The 23,729-nt window shown below is 64.7% G+C and carries 24 protein-coding genes; 18 read left to right on the top strand and 6 right to left on the bottom strand.

Annotated features, from left to right (window positions below; all coding sequences use genetic code 11):
- Positions 1-18 precede the first annotated feature (18 nt).
- The 3 genes from Q0071_RS07620 to Q0071_RS07610 all read left to right on the top strand — a co-directional run bounded on the left by Q0071_RS07620 (position 19) and on the right by Q0071_RS07610 (position 3,774).
- A complete protein-coding gene (locus Q0071_RS07620) occupies positions 19-1,023 on the top strand; it encodes a sulfate/molybdate ABC transporter ATP-binding protein (RefSeq protein WP_366886223.1) in 1,005 nt (334 codons plus the stop codon).
- Positions 1,020-1,205: a YezD family protein gene (locus Q0071_RS07615; RefSeq protein ID WP_298166984.1), complete on the top strand. Its 186-nt coding sequence runs from the start codon at positions 1,020-1,022 to the stop codon at positions 1,203-1,205. The genes Q0071_RS07620 and Q0071_RS07615 overlap by 4 nt, the downstream gene beginning before the upstream one ends.
- An 82-nt stretch (positions 1,206-1,287) precedes the next feature.
- Positions 1,288-3,774 carry a TonB-dependent receptor gene (locus Q0071_RS07610; RefSeq protein WP_298166981.1) on the top strand — a complete coding sequence of 829 codons (2,487 nt, stop codon included), beginning with the start codon at positions 1,288-1,290 and terminating at the stop codon, positions 3,772-3,774.
- A 178-nt stretch (positions 3,775-3,952) separates the two neighbouring features.
- Here Q0071_RS07610 and Q0071_RS07605 read toward each other — a convergent pair whose 3' ends face one another.
- Positions 3,953-4,789, bottom strand: coding sequence for an AIM24 family protein (locus Q0071_RS07605; RefSeq protein WP_298166979.1), 837 nt, complete (start codon positions 4,787-4,789; stop codon positions 3,953-3,955).
- 291 nt (positions 4,790-5,080) lie between these two features.
- Here Q0071_RS07605 and ahpC point away from each other — a divergent pair, with 291 nt between their 5' ends.
- From ahpC to Q0071_RS07570, 7 genes are all read left to right on the top strand, one after another.
- Positions 5,081-5,644, top strand: a complete 564-nt coding sequence (gene ahpC / locus Q0071_RS07600; protein ID WP_298166977.1) for an alkyl hydroperoxide reductase subunit C — start codon at positions 5,081-5,083, stop codon at positions 5,642-5,644.
- 189 nt (positions 5,645-5,833) lie between these two features.
- Complete coding sequence (gene ahpF, locus Q0071_RS07595; RefSeq protein WP_298166975.1) at positions 5,834-7,390, top strand: alkyl hydroperoxide reductase subunit F; 1,557 nt, start codon at positions 5,834-5,836, stop codon at positions 7,388-7,390.
- Between the two features lie 169 nt (positions 7,391-7,559).
- Positions 7,560-8,042, top strand: a complete 483-nt coding sequence (locus tag Q0071_RS07590; RefSeq protein WP_298166974.1) for a MarR family transcriptional regulator — start codon at positions 7,560-7,562, stop codon at positions 8,040-8,042.
- Between the two features lie 85 nt (positions 8,043-8,127).
- Entirely contained in the window at positions 8,128-8,532 is a 405-nt protein-coding gene (locus Q0071_RS07585; RefSeq protein ID WP_298166972.1) for a cytochrome c family protein, read from the top strand.
- Between the two features lie 215 nt (positions 8,533-8,747).
- Positions 8,748-10,046, top strand: coding sequence for a sugar MFS transporter (locus Q0071_RS07580; RefSeq protein ID WP_298166970.1), 1,299 nt, complete (start codon positions 8,748-8,750; stop codon positions 10,044-10,046).
- 64 nt (positions 10,047-10,110) lie between these two features.
- Positions 10,111-10,551 (top strand): Rrf2 family transcriptional regulator, encoded by a 441-nt coding sequence (locus tag Q0071_RS07575; RefSeq protein WP_298166968.1) that lies wholly within the window; start codon positions 10,111-10,113, stop codon positions 10,549-10,551.
- A gap of 63 nt (positions 10,552-10,614) precedes the next feature.
- Positions 10,615-11,433 (top strand): outer membrane protein assembly factor BamD, encoded by an 819-nt coding sequence (locus Q0071_RS07570; protein WP_298166966.1) that lies wholly within the window; start codon positions 10,615-10,617, stop codon positions 11,431-11,433.
- A 15-nt stretch (positions 11,434-11,448) separates the two neighbouring features.
- Here Q0071_RS07570 and Q0071_RS07565 read toward each other — a convergent pair whose 3' ends face one another.
- Complete coding sequence (locus Q0071_RS07565; RefSeq protein WP_298166964.1) at positions 11,449-12,513, bottom strand: glycosyltransferase family 1 protein; 1,065 nt, start codon at positions 12,511-12,513, stop codon at positions 11,449-11,451.
- On the bottom strand, positions 12,510-13,418 hold the full coding sequence (locus Q0071_RS07560) for a UDP-2,3-diacylglucosamine diphosphatase (protein WP_298166962.1): 909 nt from the start codon (positions 13,416-13,418) through the stop codon (positions 12,510-12,512). Before Q0071_RS07560 ends, Q0071_RS07565 begins: the two co-directional genes overlap by 4 nt.
- Before the next feature lie 193 nt (positions 13,419-13,611).
- Between Q0071_RS07560 and recN the strand changes: the two genes are divergently transcribed.
- From recN to Q0071_RS07535, 5 genes are read left to right on the top strand one after another with little or no spacing between them, the layout of a single operon-like run.
- The gene (gene recN / locus Q0071_RS07555) at positions 13,612-15,300 is read left to right on the top strand and encodes a DNA repair protein RecN (RefSeq protein ID WP_298166961.1); all 1,689 of its coding nucleotides are present in this window, start codon (positions 13,612-13,614) and stop codon (positions 15,298-15,300) included.
- A gap of 11 nt (positions 15,301-15,311) precedes the next feature.
- Positions 15,312-15,998 carry a GNAT family N-acetyltransferase gene (locus tag Q0071_RS07550; protein WP_298166959.1) on the top strand — a complete coding sequence of 229 codons (687 nt, stop codon included), beginning with the start codon at positions 15,312-15,314 and terminating at the stop codon, positions 15,996-15,998.
- Positions 15,995-18,214 carry an NAD-dependent DNA ligase LigA gene (gene ligA / locus Q0071_RS07545; protein WP_298166957.1) on the top strand — a complete coding sequence of 740 codons (2,220 nt, stop codon included), beginning with the start codon at positions 15,995-15,997 and terminating at the stop codon, positions 18,212-18,214. Before Q0071_RS07550 ends, ligA begins: the two co-directional genes overlap by 4 nt.
- 10 nt (positions 18,215-18,224) lie before the next feature.
- Positions 18,225-18,833: a BRCT domain-containing protein gene (locus tag Q0071_RS07540; RefSeq protein ID WP_298166955.1), complete on the top strand. Its 609-nt coding sequence runs from the start codon at positions 18,225-18,227 to the stop codon at positions 18,831-18,833.
- Between the two features lie 7 nt (positions 18,834-18,840).
- The gene (locus Q0071_RS07535; protein WP_298166954.1) at positions 18,841-19,335 is read left to right on the top strand and encodes a CinA family protein; all 495 of its coding nucleotides are present in this window, start codon (positions 18,841-18,843) and stop codon (positions 19,333-19,335) included.
- Here the strand turns inward: Q0071_RS07535 and Q0071_RS07530 are convergent.
- Genes Q0071_RS07530 through Q0071_RS07520 form a run of 3 tightly spaced genes read right to left on the bottom strand, consistent with a single transcriptional unit; the run spans position 19,313 to position 21,814 of the window.
- Positions 19,313-20,212: a 50S ribosomal protein L11 methyltransferase gene (locus Q0071_RS07530; protein WP_298166951.1), complete on the bottom strand. Its 900-nt coding sequence runs from the start codon at positions 20,210-20,212 to the stop codon at positions 19,313-19,315. The genes Q0071_RS07535 and Q0071_RS07530 overlap by 23 nt on opposite strands.
- On the bottom strand, positions 20,209-21,111 hold the full coding sequence (bla, locus tag Q0071_RS07525; RefSeq protein WP_298166949.1) for a subclass B3 metallo-beta-lactamase: 903 nt from the start codon (positions 21,109-21,111) through the stop codon (positions 20,209-20,211). Before bla ends, Q0071_RS07530 begins: the two co-directional genes overlap by 4 nt.
- Positions 21,101-21,814, bottom strand: a complete 714-nt coding sequence (locus tag Q0071_RS07520; RefSeq protein ID WP_298166947.1) for an SDR family oxidoreductase — start codon at positions 21,812-21,814, stop codon at positions 21,101-21,103. The genes bla and Q0071_RS07520 overlap by 11 nt, the downstream gene beginning before the upstream one ends.
- A gap of 157 nt (positions 21,815-21,971) precedes the next feature.
- Here Q0071_RS07520 and sdhC point away from each other — a divergent pair, with 157 nt between their 5' ends.
- The 3 genes from sdhC to Q0071_RS07505 form a co-directional block, all read left to right on the top strand.
- Complete coding sequence (gene sdhC / locus Q0071_RS07515; protein WP_298166946.1) at positions 21,972-22,397, top strand: succinate dehydrogenase, cytochrome b556 subunit; 426 nt, start codon at positions 21,972-21,974, stop codon at positions 22,395-22,397.
- A 46-nt stretch (positions 22,398-22,443) separates the two neighbouring features.
- Complete coding sequence (gene sdhD / locus Q0071_RS07510; RefSeq protein WP_298166944.1) at positions 22,444-22,827, top strand: succinate dehydrogenase, hydrophobic membrane anchor protein; 384 nt, start codon at positions 22,444-22,446, stop codon at positions 22,825-22,827.
- Positions 22,828-22,830: 3 nt separating this feature from the next.
- A partial coding sequence (locus Q0071_RS07505; protein WP_298166942.1) for an FAD-binding protein occupies positions 22,831-23,729 on the top strand: 899 nt, incomplete at its 3' end.

Raw genomic sequence — 23,729 nt, 5'->3', positions numbered from 1 at the left:
CCATGCAGGAGCACGGCATTGATCCATCTTCGCGGCATAACCAAGCAATTCGGCGACTATCCGGCGCTGCACGGCATCGATCTCGATGTCGCGCCGGGCGAGTTCATCGCGCTGCTCGGACCCTCGGGCTCGGGCAAGACGACGCTTCTGCGCATTATCGCGGGGCTCGAGTTTCAGGACGGCGGTACGGTCCAGCTCGGAGGCGAGGATGTCTCGCGCATGCCGGTTGCGGACCGCCATGTCGGCTTCGTGTTCCAGCACTACGCGCTGTTCCGCCACATGACGGTGGCCGACAACGTCGCCTTCGGGCTCAGCGTGCGCCGCGGCAAACACCGCATGGCCAAGGCCGCCCGGCAGGCGCGGGCCGAGGAACTGCTGCGCCTCGTTCAGCTGGAGGGCCTCGGCAGCCGCTATCCCGGCCAGCTTTCCGGCGGCCAGCGCCAGCGCGTCGCGCTTGCCCGCGCGCTCGCGATCGAACCGCGTCTGCTGCTGCTCGATGAACCCTTCGGCGCGCTCGATGCCAAGGTGCGCAAGGACCTGCGCCGCTGGCTGCGCGATCTGCACAAGCAGGTGGGGCTCACCTCGATCTTCGTGACGCACGATCAGGAGGAGGCGCTCGAACTAGCCGACCGCGTCGTCGTCATGAACAAGGGCCGCATCGAACAGATCGGCGCGCCCGACGCGGTCTACATGAACCCCGAGACGCCCTTCGTTTCGCACTTCGTGGGCGAAACCAACCGCTTGCCCGCCCAAGGTCTCTCTGGGGGCGGGGAAATCCACTTCCGTCCGCACGAGATCACGCTCGCGACAGACGGCGCCGAGGCCCTGATCGTCGACAACGTGTTTCGCAAGGGCGCGGTGTGGCGGGCCGAGGGGCTGCTCGCCGGAAGCGGCCAGTTCGTCGAGCTCGATCTGCCGAGCAGCGGCGATGCACCCCGGCTCGGCGAGACGATCCGCTTCAACCCCCACCGCGCGCGCATGTTCACCGCTGATGGAGACCAGATCCAAGGAGAAGCCCGATGACCACACCCAACCAGGCGCCCGGCACCAGCAATGGCGATGCCCAGCGCCACCTCGAGGAAAGCCTCGCCAGCGTGCGCGAGGCGCTCACCGGCCTGCGTTTCGGCACGGTCGCCCTGACCGTGCACGAAGGCCGCGTCGTCCAGATCGACGTGACCGAGAAGAAGCGGCTGAAGCCCAGCTGACCTGATCAACCAACCACCAAGACCCATCACACCGCCCACCGGACCACCGGAGGCATCGTGAGACCCAGACAAAGGATCGACGATGACTTTGCGTGTTCTTCTCCTAGCGGGGGCGGCCATTTTGCCACTTGCCGCCTCTCCGGCGCTTGCGTCCGATACCACTGCCGATACTGCCGCGCCAGCTGACCAGGCCACTTCGGTTGGCACCGGCCAGTCCGACAACGATACCATCGTGGTCACCGCGCGCCGCCGCGCCGAAACCGCGCAGGATGTGCCGCTCGCGATTTCGGTCGTCGGCGGTGATCACATCGACGCGACCGGCGCGTTCAACGTCGGCCGCCTCCAGCAGCTCACCCCGACGCTGCAGTTCACCTCGTCCAACCCGCGCAACACCTCGGTCAATATCCGCGGCCTTGGCGCGCCGCTCGGCCTCACCAATGATGGCATCGAGCAGGGCGTGGGCATCTATGTCGACGACGTCTACATGGCACGCGTCGCCAGCAGCACGTTCGATTTCCTTGATGTGAAGCAGATCGAAGTGCTGCGCGGGCCGCAGGGCACGCTCTATGGCAAGAACACCACGGCGGGCGCGATCAACATCACCAGCCGCCAGCCCTCGTTCGAACCCGAAGGCCGCATCGAGCTGAGCGCCGGCAATCTCGGTTTCTTTCAGGCCAAGGCCGCCCTGTCCGCGCCGCTGTCCGACACGGTCGCGCTGCGCATCGCCGGCTCGCTCACCGATCGCCGCGGCACGATCTTCAACGTGACCTCGAACCTCAAGGTCAATTCGCAGGACAACCTCGGCCTGCGCGGCCAGTTGCTGTGGAAGCCGTCAAACGGCGTCGAGATCACGCTGGCAGGTGACTACAGCCATCAGAACCCCATTTGCTGCACGCAGGTCTATGTGCGCACCGGCGCCACCCAGCGTCCGCTCAACCGCCAGTATGATGCGCTCGCCGCCGCGTTCAACTACGCCGTACCGAGTACCAACGCATTCGACCGCGTGACCGACGTCGACAGCCCACTGCGTGCTAGGAACGACATCGGCGGGGTTTCGCTGCGTGCGAAGATCGATACCGGCATCGGCACGATCACCTCGGTCACCGCCTGGCGCTACTGGGATTGGGATCCGTCGAACGACCGCGATTTCCTGGGGCTCCCGATCACCTCGAAATCGAACAATCCTTCGCATCAGGACCAGTATTCGCAGGAGCTTCGGCTGTCCGGCGAAACCGGCAAGCTGGGCTATACGCTGGGTGCCTTCGGTTTCTACCAGAAGATCCGCACGCGCGGCATCCAGCAGCAGGGTAGCGCTGCCAGCCGGTGGCTGATCGCCCCCAGCAACGCTCTGTCGCGTGATCCGACCGTGCTCGACGGCCTGACTGCGAACAATGACATCAACTTCAAGAACACCAGCGCCGCGATCTTCGGCAAGTTCATCTACAAGCTGACAGACTCGGTCTCGATCCAGCCGGGCTTCCGCCTCAATTATGACAAGAAGGAAGGCAGCTATAACTCGGTCGTGACGGATGGTGCGGGCAACACGCTCCTGTTCAAGTCCGACGCGGCGGGCAAGAGCCTCAACACCGCGCGCGAACGAGCGCAGCTGGCGGTGCTGGCCCCGCAGTCGTTCCTTGCCAACTTCAGCGACTGGAACTTCTCGGGCGACGTGACCGCTGCCTGGGATATCACGCGTGATGTCCACATCTACGCAACCTATGCAAAGAGCTTCAAGACGGGCGGCATCAACCTCAATGGCGTGCCGGCCGATGCCGTGACTGGCGTGCCGCTGCTCGATCTGGCCACGATCAAGCCGGAATCGGTGAATCACTACGAAGTGGGCATCAAGACCCAGTTCCTTGATCGCAAGGTGACTTTCAACCTCTCCGCCTTCCGCACCGATGTGAGCAACTATCAGGCTCAGGTCTCGAACTTCGCGGTCGGCCTGATCCGGGGCTATCTCGCCAATGCCGACAAGGCCCGGTCGCAGGGCTTCGAGTTCGACGCTTCTTTCCGCCCCAGCGAGCGCTTCAACATCTACGGCAATGGTGCCTACACGGATGCCAAGTTCGTGAAGTTCACCAATGCGCCGTGCTCGCCCGAGCTTTCCGGCGGCACTGCCCAGCCGCTCGATGCGAACGGCGTGCCGACCGGCCCGACCGCGCCTGCGGGCACGCCAGGCGTCAGCCCCGCGCAGTGCGACATTTCGGGCTCGCGCCTTCCCGGTGTCTCGAAGTGGGCGTTTTCCTATGGCGCTGAAGGCAATGTGCCGGTCACGCTGCTGGGCAAGGAAGGCCAGGTCTATCTGGGCTTTGATGGCAGCTACCGCTCGTCGTGGTCGTCCAACGCCAGCCCTTCGGCCTATACCAATGTCGATGGCTATGCGCTTTCGAACTTCCGTCTCGGTTTCCGCACCGAGCAGGGGATCGACGTGTTTGGCTGGGTCCGCAACGCGTTTGACGTGAACTACTACGATCAGCTTGCGGTCGCGCCGGGCAGTACCGGCCTGATTGTGGGCAATATCGGTGATCCGCGCACCTTCGGCGGCACGGTGAAGGTCACGTTCTGAGGGCCGCAGGCGAGGGGAGGTGCCCGCAGCGCCTCCCTGCATTTCCCGGAATGAAGCGTGTGCTGCTCTGGATTCCCGCCTGCGCGGGAATGACGAGGTTTGTGGGTAGACTCATCTTTACTTTGTCATCCCCGCGCAGGCGGGGATCCAGGGCGGCATCAACCGCCTCCCGCCATGCTCAGTTGTTGCCCTGAATGAAATCCCCCAGCACGCCGAGCGCCGAGCCTTCGCCCCGGTTCTGCCCGCCGCCAGGCATGGCCGCTGCCAGCATCCGTCCGGCAAGGCGCGCAAAGGGCAGGGACTGGATCCACACCTTGCCCGGCCCGGTCAGCCGCGCGAAGAACAGGCCCTCGCCGCCGAACAGCACGCTTTTCACGCCGCCCGCGCCGATCAGGTCGAAGGTGACGCCCGGCGTATAGGCCGCAAGGCAACCGGTATCGACGTGGATTTCCTCGCCCGGCGCCAGCGTCCGCTCGGTAAGTGTGCCGCCCATCTGCACGAAGACCCAGCCATCCCCGTCCAGCTTCTGCATGATGAAGCCTTCGCCGCCGAACAGGCCGGTCATGATCCGGCGCTGGAAGGCAACGCCGATGCTTACCCCGCGCGCGGCGCAGAGGAAGCTGTCCTTCTGGCAGATCAGCGTGCCGCCCAGATCCGAAAGTTTCAGCGGCAGGATCGCACCGGGGGTGGGCGAGGCAAACGCGACACGCGCCTTGCCATGGCCGGTGTGGGTAAACACCGTGGTGAACAGGCTTTCCCCGGTGATCAGACGCTTGCCCGCGCCCAGCAGCTTGCCCATAAAGCCGCCGCCCTGATCTGCGCTGCCATCTCCGAATACGGTGGTCATCTCGATCGAGCTGTCTTTCCACACGAAGGCACCCGCTTCGGCCACGGCGCTTTCGCCGGGGTCGAGTTCGATCTCGACGAATTGCAGTTCCTGCCCCTTGATCTCGAAATCGATATCGTCGGCCACACCGGCGCTACGCATGTGGTGCCAGGGATTGTTCGATGCCATCGTGGTGGTTCCCTCATCCGGTTACTGCAAGATATCGCACCTTAGCCGATCAGCGCGCGGGTGCAGCAGGCTTTATTCTTACGCACGCTCGGCTCATCGAGCAGCCCCCAATGCCTATTGATGGCGACGGCACCGGTAACCATCTTGGGCAGGGAGCAGCGCGCGCCTCATTGATCGATCCAGTCAATCAATCTGCTCAGGATTGATCATTAGCGCCGCGTACCGACTCGCGCTAAATGCGCCCCTGCCATTCACGCGGACCATCCCGGCCCGCCAGAAAGAGGAAAGCTGATGTCCCTGATCAACACCCCGATCAAGCCCTTCGCCAATACGGCCTACAAGGAAGGCAAGTTCGTCGACATCACCGAGGCGGACATCGCCGGCAAGTGGGCGGTGTTCTTCTTCTACCCGGCCGATTTCACCTTCGTCTGCCCGACCGAGCTGGAAGACCTGCAGGACAACTATGCCGAGCTGCAGGGCATGGGCGTCGAAGTGTTCGGCGTCTCGACCGACACGCACTTCAGCCACAAGGCCTGGGCCGACAGCTCGCCGGCCATCGGCAAGATCACCTACTACCTCGTGGGTGACCAGAACCACGCGCTGACCAACGCGTTCGACAACCTGCGCCCCGGCGTCGGCCTTGCCGATCGCGGCACCTTCGTTGTCGATCCGGACGGCGTGATCCAGCTGATCGAGATCACGCCTGAGGGCGTGGGCCGCAATGCGGCTGAACTCGTGCGCAAGATCAAGGCCGCCAAGTACTGGCGCGAGCACCCCGGCCAGGTCTGCCCGGCCAAGTGGGAAGAAGGCGGCGAGACCCTCGCTCCGTCGATCGATCTCGTCGGCAAGATCTAACTGATGACCCTTCGCGAGAGCGCCGGCACTCCCCCCGCACGGCCTCTCGCAACCCGCCGGGCGGCGGTCTTTCCCTCCCCCTCCGCCGCCGCCCGGCCTCGTTTTTCGCTACCTCTCACTCTCCCCGCGCTGGCGCCTCTGCCCGTGCGAACGAACCCGTCTGCCCGCAGACCCTAAGGAACCCGGCCCATGCCGCTGCTAGACACCGCCACCACCGCCCAGCTCAAGACCTATCTCGGCAACCTGCGCCGTCCGATCGAGCTCGTCGCCAGCCTTGGCGAGGGTGCAAAGAGCGACGAGATGCGCGGCCTCGTCGAGGAAATCGCCATCCTTTCGGACAAGGTCACCGCGCGCTTCGACGGCACAGATGTCCGCCGCCCCAGCTTTGCCATCGGCGCCGTGGGTGAAGCACCGCGCGTCACCTTCGCGGGCCTGCCGCTCGGGCACGAGTTCACCTCGCTGATCCTCGCGCTGCTGCACGTTGGCGGCCACCCGCCCAAGGAAGAGGCGGACCTGCTGGAAACAGTGCGCGGCCTCGAAGGCCCGCTGCACTTCGAGACGTTCTTCTCGCTCACCTGCCAGAACTGCCCCGATGTCGTGCAGGCGCTCAACATCATGGCTGCGCTCAATCCGCAGGTGACTCATGTCGCCATTGATGGCGCGCTGTTCCAGGACGAAGTCGAGCGGCGCAAGATCATGGCCGTGCCGCAGGTGTTCCTGAACGGCGAGCTGTTCGGGCAGGGCCGCATGGACCTCGCCCAGATCGTCGCCAAGCTCGATACCGGCGCCGTCGCCCGCGCGGCGGAAAAGATCGCTGCCAAGGATCCGTTCGATGTGCTGATCGTCGGTGGCGGCCCGGCCGGCGCCGCTGCCGCGATCTACGCCGCGCGCAAGGGCATCCGCACCGGTGTCGTCACCGAACGCTTCGGCGGGCAGGTGCTCGATACCATGGGCATCGAGAACTTCATCTCGGTCCAGCACACCGAAGGCCCGCGTCTTGTCGCGCAGCTGGAACAGCACGTGAAGGACTACGATGTCGACGTGATGAACCTGCAGAAGGCGGTCGGCCTGAAAGCAGCCAACGGCGATGGCCTTGCCACGGTCGAGCTGGAAAGCGGCGCGAGCCTGCGCGCGAAGACCGTCATCCTCTCCACCGGCGCACGCTGGCGGCAGATCGGCGTGCCGGGCGAGGACGAGTATCGCAACAAGGGCGTCGCTTATTGCCCGCATTGCGATGGCCCGCTCTACAAGGGCAAGCGCACCGCCGTGATCGGTGGCGGCAATTCGGGCGTCGAAGCGGCGATCGACCTTGCCGGCATTGTCGCCCATGTCACGCTGATCGAGTTCGACAGCGAACTGCGCGCCGATGCGGTGCTGCAGAAGAAGCTGCGCAGCCTGCCCAATGTCACCGTGATCACCTCGGCGCTCACCACCGAAGTGACCGGCGATGGCGAGAAGGTGACCGGGCTCGTCTACCGCGACCGCAAGACCGACGAAGTCCACACGGTCGAACTCGAAGGGATATTCGTGCAGATCGGCCTCGTCCCCAACACCGAATGGCTACACGGCGCGCTTGCCATGACGAACCGGGGCGAGATCGAGATCGACAGCCACCTAGCGACCAGCCTGCCCGGCGTGTTCGCGGCGGGTGACGTCACTACCGTGCCCTTCAAGCAGATCGTGATCGCGATGGGTGAGGGCTCCAAGGCCGCACTCTCGGCCTTCGATTACCTGATCAGGCACTGAAGCGCGCCTGCTCGCTGGGGCTCTGCCGACAATCGCAATCGTTTCACGCTGCACTGCGACAAAGATTTGCGTCAGGCTGCGTCGCACCTTAAGGAAATGTCCGCAGACAGCCCCAGCGAGACAGAAAGGCCCGCTTTTGTCGATCGAGACAACGAGGTCCACCGAAACAGTGACGCGCCCAGCGCCTCTCAGCCGGCAGGCCGTCACGCCCGGTCTGGATCTTGACGGGCTGGATCAGGTGCTGGGCATCCACGTCGGCACGATCAACACGCTGCTCCTCTCGCGGCTCGAACGCCAGCTGGAATCGTTCAAGGTCACGCCGAAGCAGGTCGCGATCCTCTGGCTTGTCAACGCCAACCCGGGGGTCAAGCAGTCCGATCTCTCGCGCTTCTTCAAGATCGAACGGCCCACCGTTCACCAGTTCGTGCGCCAGTTGACGATGAACGGGCATCTCGTGTCCGAACCCTCGAAGCTCGATCGCCGCGCTGGTGGGCTGTGGATCACCGAAACCGGCACCGCAACGCTCACCGCCGCGCGCGAGATCATCTTTACGGACGAGGCCGAACTGCTCAGCCCGCTAACGGCGGACGAGCGGTCGGAACTCTATCGGCTCATCATCAAGGTCTATCTTTCGGCACCGAACCGGACCTGAGCCTTTCACGCAGACAAACAGGACATTAAGCTCGGATACAGGCCGCTTGTCCTAAACGGATGATGGTCAGACAGGGGAGTTTCTCATGACGATTTCGAAGACGGGTCTTGGTTTCATCGCGCTCGGCGCAGCAACGCTTGCCGCTCTCACTGCGGCCAGTGCAGCACAGGCGGCGGGTCCGGCGGGCGATGCGGCGCGCGGCAAGACGGTCTTCGCCCGCTGTGCAGCCTGCCACGATCTCAACACCGGCGCCATCCGCATGGGGCCCAGCCTCAAGGGCGTTGTCGGTCGCAAGGCGGGCACGTTCGCCAATTTCAGCTACTCGGCTGGCATGAAGGGCAAGGGCGTTACCTGGGGTCCGGACACGCTCGATGCGTTCCTCACCGCTCCGATGAAGTACGTCCCCGGCACGCGCATGGCTTTCCCGGGCCTCAGCAACGCGCAGGACCGCGCCGATGTCATCGCCTACCTCAAGGTTGCCGCGAAGTAGGACATCGCTGATAACGTTCACTTTTCAGCCCCGCTTCGACTGTGTCGGAGCGGGGACTGTCGTATGAAGCTGCGGAAATCACGCGATCTTCCTGTGATTTTGTCCACGACGGCGATACGTATGCGCCGCAAGAGCAGGTGGACTTTCCCACGCGCCTTGGCACAAACGATGCGGCAGGGCCGGCGGATAATCGGCCGCAAGGAGAGTTAGACCCCATGGCCATGGCCCCGACAGCTGCCGCTGATTCCGCTTCCGCAACCGATGCCGGCAATATCGATGCGCCCGAACTGCGCATCTTCGTCATGGCACTGTTCTTCCTCTTCGGCGGTATCACCTCGCTCAACGATGTGATCATCCCGAAGCTCAAGGACCTTTTCACGCTCAACTACACCCAGGCCATGCTGGTGCAGTTCTGCTTCTTCACCGCCTATGCCGTGATCGGCGTGCCGGGCGCCTGGCTGGTCAAGCGCATCGGCTACATGCGCGGCGCGGCGGTGGGCCTTCTTACCATGATGGCGGGCTGCCTGCTGTTCATCCCGGCCTCGCAAAGCGCGCTCTACGTGCTGTTCCTCTTCGCGCTGTTCATCCTGGCAAGCGGTGTGGTGCTGGTTCAGGTCGTCTCGAACCCGCTGATCTCGCTGCTCGGCCCCGCACGCACCGCCAGCAGCCGGCTTACGTTCGCGCAGGCCTTCAACTCGCTCGGCACCGTGCTCTTTCCGCTGATCGGCGCCAGCGTGATCCTCGGCAAGATCAAGGATGTGAAGGTCGATCAGCTGGTCGGCCCTGCGCTCGATGCCTACCGCGTCACCGAGAGCCGCCTTGTGGTCAATACCTACATCGGCCTCGCCATCAGCCTCGCGCTGGTCGCCGCAGTCGTCTGGGCCAACCGCAACCGCCTGAAGGGCGAACGCCACGAGGAAAGCTCGCTCGCCGCCAGCCTTGCGCTGCTGTCGCGCCCGCGCTTCGGCTTCGGCGCCTTGTGCATCTTCCTCTATGTCGGCGCCGAGGTTTCGATCGGCTCGCTCATCGTCAACTACCTTGCACTCCCCACCGTCATGGGCATCGATCATGAAGCGGCGGGCGGCGAGATCTGGAAGTACTGGTTCGGCGCGATGGTCGGCCGCTTCATCGGCTCGGCACTGCTGCGCGTGGTCAGCCCGGCAAAGACGCTGGCCGGCTGCGCTGCGGGCGCGATCGCCTTGCTGGCGGTATCGACCCACACCTCGGGCCTCGTCGCGGCCTACAGCCTGCTTGCCATCGGCCTCACGAACTCGATCATGTTCCCGACGATCTTCACGCTGGCCTGCGAAGGTCTGGGCAAGCGCGCGGCGGATGGCTCGGGCATCATCAACGTCGCGATCTTCGGCGGCGCGGTTGTCCCCCTCGCCACCGGTGCGCTGGCCGATGCAACCGGCAGCCTCACCACGGCGCTCGTGCTTCCAGCGCTCTGCTACGGCGTGATTGTCGCTTTCGGCGTCTTCGCTGTCCGTCCTGTTACTCCTATCGAAAGATAAAGGCGGATGGGGGTATTTCTACTCCCGGAGTTGACTTTCGCTCGCCTCGGCTCACATTGGGGCCATGCTATCGCAGAAGACGCGTTACACGATCCGCGCCCTCCAGCACTTGTCCGATACGTTCGGGCAGGGGCCGGTGCGGCTTGACGCGATTGCCGAGGCGCAGAACATCCCGCGCAAGTTCCTCACCGTCATCCTGTCAGAGATGGCGCGCGAGGGCATCGTGATCTCGCATCGCGGCCGGGAAGGGGGCTACGAACTCGCGTTGCCGCCGGTTGATGTCCGCTATGGCGATATCATCCGGCTCACGCGCGGCAGCCTTGCGCTCACGCCTTGTGCCAGCCGCAACGCGCACGAATCCTGCAACAACTGCCTGCCCGAAGCCGATTGCCGCCTGCGCGGCCTGATGCTGCAACTGCGTGACGAGATGGCCGCGATGCTCGACCGGATCACGCTCGCCGATCCGATAACGCTGGAGCCGCCGTTCGAAGAACAGGCCGCGTAAGGGAAACGGCAAAAGCGGCGAACTTCACTTGGCGTTCATTCGCCTGCTGGCTATAGCACCGCCATGATCGCCCCAGTCTCAGACGTCACCCATGGTCGCAGCCTGCTGCGCCTTCTCGCACTCGCCGCCGCTACCGCCTTGCTCGGGCTCACCGCCGGCTGCGCGGGCAGCAAGGCGAAGAAGGACGTCGCCTACGTCGCGCGCGACGTCGATACGCTCTATGCTGCGGCGAAGGACCGGCTCGATCGCGGCGATGCCAAGCAGGCTGCGGCGCTGTTCGACGAAGTCGAGCGCCAGCATCCCTATTCGCCCTGGGCCCGCCGTGCTCAGTTGATGAGCGCCTTCAGTTACTACGCCGCGCGCGACTATCCGAAGTCGGTGCAGTCTGCGCAGCGCTTCCTTTCGATCCATCCCGGCAACAAGGATGCGCCTTACGCCTACTACCTCGTCGCCCTGTGCTATTACGAGCAGATCAGCGACGTTACGCGCGACCAGAAGATCACCCAGCAGGCGCTGACCGCGCTGACCGAAGTCTCGCGCCGCTATCCCAACACGACCTACGCCATCGATGCGCGGCTCAAGCTCGATCTCGTCAACGATCACCTTGCCGGCAAGGAAATGGAGATCGGCCGCTTCTATCAGCGCAGCGGCAAGTGGCTCGCGGGCACCTTGCGCTTCCGCACCGTGGTCGAGAAGTACCAGCAGACGAGCCACACGCCTGAGGCGCTCTATCGCCTCGTCGAAAGTTACCTCGTGCTGGGCCTTCCCGAGCAGGCGCAGAAGGCGGCGGCTGTGCTCGGCAGCAACTATCCGGGCAACGAATGGTACGAGCGCGCCTACAAGCTCATGAACGAGAAGGCGCCGGGCACCACTGCCAGTTGATCGCAGAGCAGCGGATCACGCCGCTCTGCTGATGGTGCGGGTCCGCACGGCACTGCCGAGCGCGCCGAGGAACTGGTCGGTTGCGTGGTCCCAGCTATAGCTGCCGCCATGCGCCGCTGCCGCTTCGCGGCTGCAGGCCAGCGCCGCTGTGATGGATTTGGTGAGATCCTCCTCCAGCGCGCCGACCGGCTGCGCGAGATTGCCGTCCGGCCCGAGGCCGTTCACGCCGACCACGTCGATCGGACCCGGCACCGGATAGGCAGCCACCGGCAACCCGCAGGCCATGGCCTCGATCATCACGAGGCCGAAGGTATCGGTCCGGCTCGGGAAAACGAAGACATCGGCCGAACAATAGGCCTGTGCGAGCGGCGTGCCCGAAAGCGCGCCGAGGAAGCGCACCTGCGGATATCGCGCCCGCAATTGCGCAAGATCGGGGCCATGGCCGACCACCACCTTGGTGCCCGGCACATCGGCATCGAGGAACGCACCGAGGTTCTTTTCCACCGCAACCCGGCCGACGTTGAGCATGATGGGGCGCGGCAGATCGGCCAGCACATCCAGCGGGGCATGGCCGGGGTGAAAGAGGTTCGCATCGATCCCGCGCGACCACGGCGTCGCCTGCGAAAGGCCATGGCCGGCAAGTTCGGCCGCAAGCGTCGGCGTCGACACCAGCACGGCATGGCTCGCCGCATGGAAGCGCCGCATGATCGGCCAGAACCGGTCAGCGCTGAGCCCCGTGCGGACGGCGGCATAATCGGGAAAGCGCGTGTGGAAGGCGCTGGTGAAAGGCACCCCGTTTGCCTTGCACCAGCCGCGCGCGGCCCAGCCGATGGGACCTTCGGTGGCGATATGGACGATATCGGGATCGAAATCACGCAGCATCCGCCGGGTGCGAAAGCGGGGCAGCATGGCAAGCCGAATCTCGCGGTAGCCGGGCAGGCCGAAGGTGAAAAACTGGTTCGGCGTGACCAGCATGACCCCGTGCCCGCGCGCCGTCACCCGCTCGATGGTAGTGGCCAGCGTGCGGACAACCCCGTTGACCTGCGGGTGCCACGCATCAGTGCACAGCGCGATTTTCATGCGTCTTCCTTGATGCGTGCGGGTTTGGCCGTGTCCTGGGTGCTCTTGGCGAAGGCTTCTTCAAAACAGATCGCCGCCCAATCGACGATGGTGATCGCCCCGGCGTGATCCTCGACCAGCGCGGTGCAGCTTTCGACCCAGTCGCCGTCATTATAGTAGGTCACGTCGCCGATCTGGCGGATCTCGGCGCAATGGATGTGCCCGCAGATGACGCCATCGACTTCCATGTCACGCGCGGCGTGGGCCACGGCTTCCTCGAACGCGCAGACGAACTGCACCGCGTTCTTCACCCGCTTCTTGAGGTAGGCGGACAGCGACCAATAGGGCAGCTTGAACTGGCGGCGCACCGCGTTGAACCAGCGGTTGGCACGCAGCAGCACGGAATAGGCCTGATCCCCGAGGAAGGCGAGCCAGCGGGCATAGAGCACCACGCCGTCGAACTTGTCGCCATGCGTCACCAGCAGGCGGCGCCCGTCTGCCGTCACGTGGACCGCCTCCAACGCGATTTCCACCCCGCCGAAGCTCATGCCCGCGTAAGGCCGCAGCATCTCGTCATGGTTGCCCGCGATCAGCACCACGCGGGTGCCGCGATGCGCCATCTTGAGCACGCGGCGCACCACTTCGTTGTGCGCGTCCGGCCAGTACCACCCGCGCGAGAGGCGCCAGCCATCGACGATGTCGCCCACCAGATAGAGCGTCTCGCATTCGATCGAGGCGAGGAAATCGAGCAGCATCTCGGCGTTGCAGCCGCGCGTGCCGAGGTGAATGTCGGAAACCCACACCGTGCGCACCTTGCGCTTGGGGCGGAATCCACGCGGCTCTGGCAGATCGAGCCAGGCGGGTATGGACCTGACAAGTTCGGTGGCAGCGGGGGAAAATCCCCAGGCCTGTGCGCGGCGCGTCATCGGTGAGTTCCCTATCAGTTTGCTAACTGAGCCGAATCCCTGTCACGATCGCGTGTCGTCCACGTTGCACCCTGTCATGCCACTGTCTTACAACGCCCCAATGCCCGGGTTTATCCACAGCTTTGCCAACATGGTGCGTTCTCCTCGCGAGCAGGGTGACGCGGGGCGGCGGACTGGGTAAGGATCGGCGGCGATGCTTACGGGTCTGTCCATTCGCAATGTTGTCCTGATCGAAGCGCTCGACCTTGCGTTCGGGCGCGGGCTCGGCGTGCTCACCGGTGAGACGGGTGCGGGCAAGTCGATCCTGCTGGATTCGCTGGGGCTCGTGCTCGGTGATCGTGCCGATGGCGGGCTGATCCGCGCCGGGACGGATGAGGCGAGCGTGACCGCGACGTTCGAGTTCGCACGGTTGCCCGATGCGCTGGGCTCGGCGCTGGCCGAAGCCGAGATCGCGGTGGAGCCGGGCGAACCGCTGATCATCCGCCGCCGTCTGCGCGCGGAAGGCGGGGCGAGCGGTACAGGGGCGGTCGGCAGCCGCGCCTTTGTCAACGATCAGGCGGTCAGCGTCGCGCTGCTGCGGGAGCTCGCGCGCGGTCTGGTCGAGCTCCACGGCCAGCACGATGATCGCGGCCTCGTCAACGCGCGGGGGCACCGCGCGCTGCTGGATCGCTATGCGCGTGCCGACGTCAGCGAAGTTGGCGCGGCGTGGGAAAAGTGGCGCGCGGCGGAGAATGCGCTGGCCGCAGCGCAGGCGCGCCTTGCTGCGGCATCGGCGGAGCAGGACCTGCTGATCGCCCATCTCGCGGAGCTCACGCTGCTGGCGCCCGAAGCAGGCGAGGAAGCCGAACTCGCGGAGCAGCGTGCGTCGATGCAGAAGGGCGAGCGGCTTTCGGGCGATCTCGCCGAGCTGCAGCACCTGTGGACCGGTTCCGATTCGGCGCTCGCGACCCTGCGCAGCGCCTCGCGCCGGCTTGACCGGATCGCGCACGAACACCCCTTGCTGACCGAGGCGATGGAAGCGCTCGACCGCGCAGTGATCGAGGCGAGCGAGGCGGAGGACAAGCTGGAGAAAGCCGCCGAAGCCCTCTCGCACGATCCGCTGCTGCTCGACCGGATCGAAACGCGGCTGTTCGATCTGCGCGCCGCAGGCCGCAAGCATGGCTGCAGCGTTGACGAGCTACCCGCCCGCATGGCCGAAATGCGCGCCGCGCTTGATCAGATCGAGGGTGGTGAGGCATCGATAGCCGGTCTTGCCCGAGCCGCGCAGGACGCAGGCCTCGATTACCGCGCCAAGGCGGAAAGCCTGTCGGTCGCGCGGGCCGAGGCGGCGCGGCGGCTCGATGCGGCGGTGGCGGCCGAACTGGCCCCGCTCAAGCTCGATGCGGCGCGTTTCCGCACGGCGGTCGTGCGGCTGCCGGAGGACCGCTGGGGGCCGCAAGGCGTGGATGCGGCCGAGTTCCTGATCTCGACCAACCCCGGCGCAGACTTCGCGCCGCTCGCCAAGATCGCCTCTGGCGGCGAGCTTTCGCGCTTCATCCTAGCGCTCAAGGTCGCGCTGGCCGAAGAAGGCGGCGCGGCGACAGTGATTTTCGACGAGATCGACCGCGGCGTCGGCGGCGCGGTTGCCAGCGCGATCGGCGAGCGCCTTGCGCGGCTTGCGGCGGGCGGGCAGCTGCTCGCGGTCACGCACAGCCCGCAAGTGGCCGCGCGCGGCACGGCGCATTACCTGATCGCCAAGTCTTCCGAAGGCACTGTCACGCGCACTTCCGTCGTCCAGCTCGATGCGGGTGGGCGGCAGGAGGAGATCGCCCGCATGCTCTCCGGCGCGGAGATCACGCCCGAAGCGCGCGCGCAGGCCGAACGCTTGCTCGAACAGGCCTGAGCCGCCTCCCCATGGACGCGCATCCGCTTGACCGCCCGATCTGGTCGCTGCTCAATGGCCCGCAGGCCGCGCTTGCCGTGGCGCGCGGCACTGTCTGCCGGATCGACCCGACCTATGGCCCCTTCGCTGCCGCCGCGCCGGGGCACGACGCGGAACTCGCAGGGCTCCTGACCAGCAATGATGACGAAATCTGGCTGCTGGAAAGCGCGGAGCAAGTCGCCCCGCCCGGAACCCGCGTGCTGCGCACCGCGCCGCTGCTGCAGATGATCGCCGATGGGCCGCTCGAGACCTTTGCGGTTGATCCTGAACTGCTGCTGCTCGACGAAGCGGATGCGCCCGAGATGACTGCGCTTGCGCTGGAAACGCAGCCCGGCCCATGGCGCTCGCACACCCATCGCTATGGCCCCTACTACGGTCTGCGCGAGGAAGGCCGCCTTATCGCGATGGCAGGCGAACGCATGCGTCCCGCGCCCGGCCTGGCCGAACTGAGCGGCGTCTGCACCGCGCCGGACCGGCAGGGCAGGGGCCTCGCCGGCCGAATGATCCGCCGCGTGCTGGCAGGCTTTGCCGAGCGCGGAGATACGCCGTTCCTGCACAGCTATGCCTACAACACCCACGCAATCCGGCTTTACGAATCGCTAGGCTTCCGCGCACGGATTTCGCTGGTGGTGACAGTGCTGGGGAGGGCCGAGCCATGACCATGTCCGAAGCTGATGCCGCCAACGAACTGATGCGCCTTGCGCGCCAGATCGCGCATCATGACCGGCTCTATCATGCGCAGGACGCGCCCGAGATCAGCGATGCGGAGTACGATGCGCTGGTGCGCCGCAATGCCGAGCTTGAGGCCGCATTCCCGCACCTGATCCGCGAAGACAGCCCCAGCCGTAAGGTTGGGCACGAGGTGGTCGCCTCGCCGCTCGGCAAGGTGACCCACGAAGTTCGCATGATGAGCCTCGACAACGCCTTTTCTGACGAGGAAGTCGAGGAATTCGTGGCGCGCGTTCGGCGTTTCCTCGCGCTTTTGCCCGATGCAGACGTTGTGATGACCGCAGAGGACAAGATCGACGGCCTCTCCTGCTCGCTGCGCTATGAAAACGGCAGGTTGGTACGCGCCGCCACGCGCGGCGACGGGCAGGTGGGCGAGGATGTGACGGCCAACGTCGCGCATATCCGCGATATTCCGCAGGTGCTGGCGGGCGATGCCCCCGCCGTGTTCGAGATCCGCGGCGAGGTCTATATGGCCAAGGCCGATTTTGCGGCGCTGAACGCGGCGCAAGAGGAGAAGGGCGAAAAGCTCTTTGCCAATCCGCGCAATGCCGCTGCGGGATCGCTGCGCCAGAAGGACGCCAGCGTCACCGCGAGCCGGCCCTTGCGCTTTCTCGCGCATGGCTGGGGTGCGGCGAGCGCGGTTCCGGGTGAGACGCAGTTCGCGGTGATGCAGCAAATCGCGGCCTGGGGCGTCCCCGTTTCGCCGCTGCTGGTGCGCTGCGGTTCGGTCGCGGCGATGGTCGAACACTTCGGCGCCATCGGCACGCAGCGGCCGGGGCTGCCTTATGATATCGACGGCGTGGTCTACAAGGTGGACCGGCTCGATTGGCAGGAGCGTCTCGGCTTCGTCGCCAAGGCGCCGCGCTGGGGGCTGGCGCGCAAGTTTCCGGCGGAACGCGCCGAGACGGTCATCGAGGCCATCGACATTCAGGTGGGCCGCACCGGCAAGCTGACTCCGGTCGGCCGCCTGCGGCCAGTGCTGGTCGGCGGGGTCACCGTCACCAACGTCACGCTCCACAACCGCGACGAGATCGGGCGATTGGGCCTGCGTGTTGGCGATCGCATCGTCCTCCAGCGCGCAGGCGATGTTATCCCGCAAGTGGTCGACAACCTGACGCGCGAAGAGCCACGCGAGGCATACCAGTTCGCCGATCACTGCCCAGAATGCCAGTCCGAAGCCGTGGCAGAGGAAGGCGAAGTCGATGTGCGCTGCACCGGCGGCCTGATCTGCCCGGCGCAGCGGGTGGAGCGGTTGCGGCACTTCGTCAGCCGGGGCGCGCTCGATATCGAGGGGCTGGGCGAGAAGACAATTAGAAGGCTTTTCGAACTCAAACTTGTTCGGAACCCGGCCGAGATATTCCGACTAAATAGGAAGCGGCAGCAACTGATGCAACTTGGGAAGGACGTGGAAACGTCTGTTTCAAATTTGCTTGCCGCAATCAAAAGAAGTCGGCAGCCGGATGCCGCAAGGTTGCTGTTTGGACTTGGGATCCGACATGTTGGCGAGGTGACTTCGCGTGAATTAATGAAAGCGTTCGTGACGCCGGATCGCTTGCGGAACGTTGTTGAGCTAGCGAATGGGTCTGGGGTCCGAGCTGAGACTGCAAAGCGAGGGATCGTTGGCAGGTCCGCACGAAGACCGCTAATTGAACGACATGTGCCCAGCAGACAAGTTCTCGCGAAGACGCGTCGCAGTCTCCGTCATCCGATAGTGACCCGGTTCCTTAGACTCAAGGCGGCAAAGGCAAAGCAGATTGCTGCACAAGCCGAATTATCCTCGATCGATGGGATCGGATCGGTCGTGATCGGGTCGCTGAGTGAGTTTTTTCACGAGCAACACAATGTAGCGGTATGGGAAGAATTGCTGTCTGAGGTAAGTCCCCCTCCCTACATTATTGATGTCAAGGAAAGCGAGGTTGCTGGGAAGACTGTTGTGTTCACTGGCAAACTTGAGTCAATGAGTCGTGACGAGGCAAAGGCGCAAGCCGAATCGCTAGGTGCTCGAGTGGCTGGTTCAGTGTCGGCAAGAACTGATCTAGTCGTCGCGGGTCCAGGCGCAGGATCAAAGATTAAGCAGGCACAAGAACTCGGTATTTCTGTCATAACTGAAGATCAATGGCTACAAATAGTGAGTACTGCTAAGTAGAAGATTGGCTATGGATGAGAATACCTACCTCAATCAGTTGTCAAATGATCGACTTTCGGCAAGGCAAATCGACGAGTTGATCGGCCTTGCAAGAGGTCTTTGCGCAGATGGTGTTCTTAATACCCTTGAAGTTGAATTTCTTCAGGGTTGGCTAGCTGCAAGCCTTGCTGTCTCAAATCAGCCATTTTTGCTCAAGCTCTACGAAAGGATCGAGTATCATCTTAGAGATGGGTGCATCGATGAATCTGAGCGGGAGGATTTGTTCGACACATTAAAAGGCCTCACCGGAGGACGAACCGAGATCGGAGAGGTGCTCAAATCGACGAGCCTGCCTCTTTGCAATCCGCCACCTCAGGTAGAGTTTCGTGACAGGGTTTTCACGTTTACAGGTACCTTTATGATCGGACAGCGCAAGGATTGTGAGCGTCTCGTTACCGAACGCGGTGGAACTTCGGGAAATCTGACGCAGAGTACTGCATTTTTGGTTGTCGGCACCTATGCGACCGAGTCTTGGCGACATTCCTCGATGGGTAACAAGATCTTTAAGGCCTGCGAGATGCGGGACAAGGGCTTCCCAATTGCAATTATATCCGAAAATCATTGGAAGAACTTTCTGTAAGGAATTTATGACCTTCGAAGACCTGACACCCATCGGCACCGAGGCAGGCAAGCTCCTCAAGGCGCGCGGCCAGTCCATTGCGGTCGTCGATGGCGCGACTGGCGGGCTGATTTCCGCCGCGCTGCTCGCGATGCCCGGTGCCTCGGCCTACTACCGCGGCGGCGGGGTGATCTATACGCTGAATGGCCGCCGCCTCGTGTTGGGGCATGAGCCGGGTTCGCTGCGCGGGCTGACATCGGCGACCGAAGCCTATGCGCTGGCGCAGGCGCGGCTCATCCGGGCGCGCTATGACAGCGATTGGGGTGTGGCGGAAACCGGTGCGGCAGGGCCCGGCGTCCATCCGCTGGGCGTGGCTTCGGGCACCAGTGCCGCTGCGGTGGTGGGGCCGGACTATGAAGCGGCGATGATTGTCGAGACCGGGCATGACGACCGGCTCGCCAATATGATTGCCTTCACCAGCAATGCGCTGGCGCTGCTGCTCAGCGCGCTGTCCGCCGCCTGAGCCACAGGATCGACCAGTTGCCGCGTTGCATGCGCGCACGCAGCGAAAAGCCTGCGCGGGTATAGGCGGCGCGCACCGTCGGCTCCTGCGCGGTCAGCAGCCCCGCCAGCAGCACGCTGCCACCGGGCGCAACGACCTTGCGGAAATCGGGTGCCAGTTCGGCAAGCGGCCCGGCGAGGATATTGGCGATCAGCAGATCGTATGGCGCAGCGGTGCGCAGAAGGGGATGCTCCATGCCCGGCGCGATCACCATCGCAAGCTTTCCGGGGCCATCGCCCAGCGCGATCCCGTTGAGCGCGGCATTCTCCGCCACGACCGGCCCGCACACCGCATCGATATCGCTCGCCGTCGCCCGCGCGCGCGGCCAAAGATGCAGCGCGGCAAAGGCCAGCAGGCCGGTGCCCGTGCCGATATCGGCAAGGTTGCGCACCATCAGGCCCTGCGCCTTGATATGCGCGAGCATGGCAAGGCAACCCGAAGTCGTCTCATGGTGGCCAGTGCCGAATGCCTGACTGGCCGGAATGACGAAGTCCCGCAGGCCCGGAACCGGCGGATGGTCCGGGGTGCGGACATGGAATGGCCCCTCGTGGATCGGCTCCACATTCTGCTGGCTGAGCGTGACCCAGTCGGCGTCGGCCAGTTCCTCGATGATCAGTTCCGGCGTTTCATCGGCAAACAGCGCGCCGATGGCGGCCTTGTCCGCGAAGGTCGGTTTGCGTTCGAGCCAGGCTTCAAGTTGCCAGGCATCGGGCTTGTCCGGACCGATCTGCCCGCCGCCCAGCACGATGGCGTAGTCCCAGTCCTCGGCGTCCTCGTGCGCAACGAGGGCTGCGCGCACGATTTCGGCTGCGGCGCGGACGGTGATTTTCCAGCTCACTTGGTTGTTTCCTTGGCGAGCTGGGTATCGAGCCCCTTGCGGCCCATCGCCGCATAACTGCGGCAAGCATCGGGAGAAGCAAGCGGTTCATCGCCCAGCATCCGCTCGAACAAATGGCTGACCGAGGGGTGAGGCGTGACGAGAATTCCGCAGCGCCGCGCCGCTATGGCTGCAAACGTGCGGCGAAAGCGGGCGACAACTTCGGGGTGGTCGCTGAAGCGATAGGGCGGGGCGGCCAGCGCGGAAATGCTGTCGATATAGCTGACCGTGCGGCACTGTTTCCCGGCGCAGCTTTGCCAGGTCCAGCTGCTGGAGCCGGCCGTGTGGCCGGGCGTTGCCGTCATGGTCAGGCGCAGCGGGCCGACCGAAATCACCGCGCCCGGCGCGACAATCCGATCCGCCTTCACGGGTGCAAAATCGTGTTCCTTGAGCCAGCCGGCCTGCGAATCCGCCGGATCGACTTTGCCTGTGGCCAGCACGGCTGCCGCCGCTGCGCTGAGCGCGACCTTTGCGCCGGTCGCCTGCTTCAGCGCCGCCAGTCCGCCGACATGGTCGAAGTGTTCATGGCTGGTCACGATCCAGCGCACATCCTCGGGCTTGAAGCCCAGTGCGCGGATATTGGCGAGGATCGCGGGCGCGGCCTGCTCGGTCACCGCATCGACGAGGACATGGCCTTGCGGCGAGGTGATCAGCAGCGCGCTGACGGTGCAGGTGCCGACGTAATACGTGTTGCCGAAAAGCCGGGCGGGCGGGGCGGGGGCGGAAAAGTCGTCCTTGCCTTCGCACTGCTGCATAAGAGCCTTCGTCGCGGCGCGGTCCGGCCCTGCCTGGGCGGGTTTGGCGAGCGCAAGGCCGGGGGCCAGCGCCAGCACCGCCATGGCCAGCGCCCTAGCGAACAAAGCTGGCTCCATTGGCATCGATCACCGCGCCAGTCATGCTCGGCGGCGCATCGAGCGCGCAGAACACGCCGATGGCGGCGATTTCCTCCGGCGTGGCGACGCGGCCCAGCGGGATATCGGCGAGGAGGCCGGCGCCGCCCCTGCTGGCGAGATAATCACCCGCCATATCCGTATTGGTGAAGCCGGGGGTGACCGCAAAACTCAGGATCCCTTGCGCGGCATAGCCCCGCGCGATGGTCTTGTGCATGGCGATCATCCCGCCCTTGGCCGCCGCATAATGCCAGTGTGCGGGCGAATCTCCGCGATAGGCGGCGCGGCTGGCGATATGGACGATGCGCCCCGCCACACCGCGCGCCTGCCAGTGGCGCACTGCGAGGCGGGAAAGCTGCGCGGCGGACGTCAGGTTGATCCGCAGCGTCTCTTCCCAGCCATCGAGCCAGGCGATATCGGATGCGTCGATGGGGTTGGCCGCGAAAAGCCCGGCATTGTTGACCAGCACGTCGATCGCGCCGCCAGCCATGTCGAGCGCTTGTTCCCACAGCATTTCCGCTGCTGCCGGCGCGCCGAGATCGGCACCGACGACGCCGGGGGCGCTGCTGCGACCATGGCGGATGACAGCGGCACCGCGGGCGGCAAGTGCTTCGGCCAGTGCGGCGCCGATGCCCCGCGTCGAGCCGGTCACGAGAATGGCAGGTGTTTCCATGCGAAGCGCTCTACCAGTGAATGGGGCCGCTGCAACAGGGGCAGCGCGATTGCCCTACCGCGATAGTTGCACGCACTGGCATTTGGGCTAATACGAATCGGCATCGCGCTGTGCTCGAAGGGCATGGCAGGTTTGGCTAATCATTTTAGGGGGTTCTATGGCGCAGGCGCCCGGCAAAAGGCCACTTTCGCCGCATCTCGAAATCTGGCGCTGGGGTCCGGCCATGTTGGTCTCGATCCTGCACCGCATCACGGGCAACGGTCTTGCCTTCGTGGGCCTCGCACTGCTGCTCTGGTGGATCGGTGCGTTGGCAGGCGGCCCGGCGAGTTATCAGACGTTTCTCGACTGGGTGTGGCTCGCACCAGCCGGCGGCCTGCAGACCGTCACGGCCATTCTCGGCAAGGTCGTTCTGGTCGGCCTGACCTGGGCCTTTTTCCAGCACATGGCGACGGGTATCCGCCACTTCGTGCTCGATATCGGCGCGGGTTATGAACTCGAAGCGAATGCGCGCTGGTCCTCGCTCACGATCCTGTTCTCGGTCGCGGCAACCAGCGTGTTCTGGGCTGTCGTGCTGCTGCACTGATCCTTTCTTCTGATCCTGCGATCCATACCCTTCTCAAGGATATTTCATGGGTAACGGTACTTCCATCGGCCGCGTGCGCGGTCTCGGCTCCAGCCACCACGGCACGCACCACTTCCTGTCGTCGCGGCTGACGGCGGTCGGCAATCTCGTGCTGATCCCGTTCCTGATGATCAGCCTCGCGCTCATGCCCAGCCACGATTACGCCACGGTCCATGCCTGGGCGGCCAAGCCCCTGCCGGCGACCGCGCTGATCCTGATCATGATCAACACGTTCCACCACGCGCGTCTTGGTGTGCAGGTCATGCTCGAAGACTACATCCACGAAGAGGGCGGCAAGATCGCGGCCTGGCTTCTCGTCAACCTCGTGCCGTTCGCGGGCGCTGCCTTCGGTATCGTCTCGGTCGTGCGCATCGCTCTCGGGGGCGCTTGAGCCATGGCTTCCAATTCTGCCTACAAGATCATCGACCATACCTATGACACCGTCGTCGTCGGCGCGGGCGGTTCGGGCCTGCGCGCCACGATGGGCTCGGCTCAGGCCGGCCTGCGCACTGCCTGCATCACCAAGGTCTTCCCCACGCGCTCGCACACCGTCGCGGCGCAGGGCGGCATCGCCGCCAGCCTCGGCAACAACAGCCCGGACCACTGGACCTGGCACATGTACGATACCGTCAAGGGTTCCGACTGGCTCGGCGATCAGGACGCGATCGAATACATGGTGCGCGAAGCCCCTGCTGCGGTTTACGAGCTCGAACACGCGGGCGTGCCGTTCAGCCGCAATGCGGAAGGCACGATCTACCAGCGCCCGTTCGGCGGCCACATGCAGAACATGGGCGAAGGCCCGCCGGTGCAGCGCACTTGCGCTGCGGCGGACCGCACCGGCCATGCCATGCTTCACGCGCTCTATCAGCAGAGCCTGAAGTACGACGCGGATTTCTTCATCGAATACTTCGCGATCGATCTGATCATGGAGCCCGGCGCGAACGGCGTGCCCGAATGCCGCGGCGTGATTGCCATGTGCATGGATGATGGGTCGATCCACCGCTTCCGCAGCCACGCGGTCGTGCTTGCCACGGGCGGCTATGGCCGCAGCTATTTCACCGCGACCTCTGCGCACACCTGCACCGGCGACGGTGGCGGTATGGTCCTGCGCGCGGGGCTCCCGCTGCAGGACATGGAATTCGTCCAGTTCCACCCCACCGGCATCTACGGCGCGGGCGTGCTCATCACCGAAGGCGCGCGCGGCGAGGGCGGGTATCTCACCAACTCCGAAGGCGAGCGCTTCATGGAGCGCTATGCGCCTTCCGCGAAGGACCTCGCCAGCCGCGACGTCGT

Origin of the sequence: Novosphingobium sp., assembly GCF_027486195.1 — a bacterium.
Taxonomy (GTDB): domain Bacteria; phylum Pseudomonadota; class Alphaproteobacteria; order Sphingomonadales; family Sphingomonadaceae; genus Novosphingobium.
This window is presented reverse-complemented; position numbering and strand designations above follow the sequence as displayed.

What these genes read in the sequence shown, in the direction of transcription:
- Q0071_RS07580 (WP_298166970.1), top strand. Translation starts at nt 8,748, where the DNA reads ATGGCCATGGCCCCGACAGCTGCCGCTGATTCCGCTTCCGCAACCGAT.
- Q0071_RS07535 (WP_298166954.1), top strand. Translation starts at nt 18,841, where the DNA reads ATGACCTTCGAAGACCTGACACCCATCGGCACCGAGGCAGGCAAGCTC.
- Q0071_RS07575 (WP_298166968.1), top strand. Translation starts at nt 10,111, where the DNA reads ATGCTATCGCAGAAGACGCGTTACACGATCCGCGCCCTCCAGCACTTG.
- Q0071_RS07550 (WP_298166959.1), top strand. Translation starts at nt 15,312, where the DNA reads ATGGACGCGCATCCGCTTGACCGCCCGATCTGGTCGCTGCTCAATGGC.
- ligA (WP_298166957.1), top strand. Translation starts at nt 15,995, where the DNA reads ATGACCATGTCCGAAGCTGATGCCGCCAACGAACTGATGCGCCTTGCG.
- Q0071_RS07605 (WP_298166979.1), bottom strand. Translation starts at nt 4,789, where the DNA reads ATGGCATCGAACAATCCCTGGCACCACATGCGTAGCGCCGGTGTGGCC.
- Q0071_RS07565 (WP_298166964.1), bottom strand. Translation starts at nt 12,513, where the DNA reads ATGAAAATCGCGCTGTGCACTGATGCGTGGCACCCGCAGGTCAACGGG.
- sdhC (WP_298166946.1), top strand. Translation starts at nt 21,972, where the DNA reads ATGGCGCAGGCGCCCGGCAAAAGGCCACTTTCGCCGCATCTCGAAATC.
- Q0071_RS07570 (WP_298166966.1), top strand. Translation starts at nt 10,615, where the DNA reads ATGATCGCCCCAGTCTCAGACGTCACCCATGGTCGCAGCCTGCTGCGC.
- Q0071_RS07540 (WP_298166955.1), top strand. Translation starts at nt 18,225, where the DNA reads ATGGATGAGAATACCTACCTCAATCAGTTGTCAAATGATCGACTTTCG.
- recN (WP_298166961.1), top strand. Translation starts at nt 13,612, where the DNA reads ATGCTTACGGGTCTGTCCATTCGCAATGTTGTCCTGATCGAAGCGCTC.
- Q0071_RS07585 (WP_298166972.1), top strand. Translation starts at nt 8,128, where the DNA reads ATGACGATTTCGAAGACGGGTCTTGGTTTCATCGCGCTCGGCGCAGCA.
- ahpF (WP_298166975.1), top strand. Translation starts at nt 5,834, where the DNA reads ATGCCGCTGCTAGACACCGCCACCACCGCCCAGCTCAAGACCTATCTC.
- Q0071_RS07520 (WP_298166947.1), bottom strand. Translation starts at nt 21,814, where the DNA reads ATGGAAACACCTGCCATTCTCGTGACCGGCTCGACGCGGGGCATCGGC.
- sdhD (WP_298166944.1), top strand. Translation starts at nt 22,444, where the DNA reads ATGGGTAACGGTACTTCCATCGGCCGCGTGCGCGGTCTCGGCTCCAGC.
- ahpC (WP_298166977.1), top strand. Translation starts at nt 5,081, where the DNA reads ATGTCCCTGATCAACACCCCGATCAAGCCCTTCGCCAATACGGCCTAC.
- Q0071_RS07610 (WP_298166981.1), top strand. Translation starts at nt 1,288, where the DNA reads ATGACTTTGCGTGTTCTTCTCCTAGCGGGGGCGGCCATTTTGCCACTT.
- Q0071_RS07560 (WP_298166962.1), bottom strand. Translation starts at nt 13,418, where the DNA reads ATGACGCGCCGCGCACAGGCCTGGGGATTTTCCCCCGCTGCCACCGAA.
- Q0071_RS07615 (WP_298166984.1), top strand. Translation starts at nt 1,020, where the DNA reads ATGACCACACCCAACCAGGCGCCCGGCACCAGCAATGGCGATGCCCAG.